Below are 543 nucleotides of genomic sequence, written 5' to 3' on the forward strand. Positions count from 1 at the left end.
GGCCTGGAGCAATCGCGTTGACAAGAATTCCATACTGCTCGACCTGGGCGGAAAGGCCAATTGTGAGCCCGTTGATGCCGGCCTTGGCCGCATTGTATGCCACGGATGCTCTGCCCGTGGGCGATCGCGCGGCGACAGAACTGACGAGTATGATCCGTCCGCCGCCGCGCGCAATCATTTTAGGCAGCACAGCTCGTGTAAGCCACCATGCGCCGTTGAGATTGACGTCCAAGATTTTGAGCCAATGGTTCGCGGGTTCGTTCCATGCAAATCCTGCAGGGGCATCCAAGCCTGCACAATGGACCAGCGCGTCAATGCGACCAAGCTTTTCAACGGCTGCCTCGACGACCGCGTCAACCATCGGTTGGTCGGTGATGTCGCAGGTGAATGTCACGAGCTGATTGGCTGGAACCCCGAGATCTTTTGCCAAGGACGCTAGCCCCTCGCTGTCCTTGTCTATTGCAACAATCGACATCTCGGCATTTGCCAATGCCTGGGATACCGATCGGCCAATGCCGCCAACTGCTCCAGTCACCAGCACCA

At 58.0% G+C, this 543-nt stretch carries 1 protein-coding gene; it reads right to left on the reverse strand.

All coding sequences use genetic code 11. The features are described 5' to 3' along the window. Positions 1–543: SDR family NAD(P)-dependent oxidoreductase (locus tag EN935_RS39595; RefSeq protein ID WP_127374435.1), on the reverse strand; the 543-nt coding region annotated here is incomplete at both ends.

The organism is Mesorhizobium sp. M7D.F.Ca.US.004.03.1.1, assembly GCF_003998635.1.
Lineage (GTDB): Bacteria > Pseudomonadota > Alphaproteobacteria > Rhizobiales > Rhizobiaceae > Mesorhizobium > Mesorhizobium loti.